At 33.3% G+C, this 688-nt stretch carries 1 protein-coding gene; it reads right to left on the bottom strand.

From position 1 onward, the window contains the following. The coding region (locus QMD61_11675) for an alanine--tRNA ligase-related protein (protein MDI6725292.1) at positions 1-680 on the bottom strand (680 nt) is incomplete at its 3' end. Positions 681-688: the final 8 nt, after the last annotated feature.

Genomic DNA, 688 nt, shown 5'->3' on the forward strand with positions numbered 1-688 from the left:
TTAATTATCTGGCCTTTGTAGGGGTGAACTTTTTCAATATCTTCTTCGTTAACGCCATGTAAAACAATATTATCGATTTTTTCAGCATGATAAACCTTTATCTTCTCTCCCCTGATTTCCAGATATCCAATATCAGATGGTTGACCTCCGCCTTCTGGATAGAAGAATGTCTGGTCTAATATCACATTATTTTCATACGTTCCAAGTACATGAGCTTCAAATTCTGTTTCAAAGGGATTTTCATAGAATAATAGATCCGTAGCAGGAAAATTAAGTTCAATTTCAGCTTTTTCTTCCTGAACTTCTTCTTCATGCTCATTAGCAACTAAAGTATAGAAATTATCAGGGACATTTACTTTAAAGTCCATTTTTTCTGCAATTTCCTTCGCAGTTTCTGGGGGTATTCCATGAGATTCATAAAGCTCTTTAAGAGTTTCAAATGGCATTTCATCCTTATTTTTCTTTCTGAGTTTTTTCACGCTTCTTTTAACAAGTTCTCTGCCTTTTGAAACTGTTTTAAGGTATCTTTTATCTTCAAGATTGATAACATTAAGTATATGTTCCTGATGCTGTCTGATTTCAGGATATGTCTTTGAAAGGAAGTCAAGCTGTATTTTCATTATATCTGCTAAGGATTCATTTAACCCAAGATCTTTAATGAACCTAATTGTCCTTCTCAAAACTAATC

The organism is Methanobacterium sp. (assembly GCA_030017655.1).
Lineage (GTDB): Archaea > Methanobacteriota > Methanobacteria > Methanobacteriales > Methanobacteriaceae > Methanobacterium_D.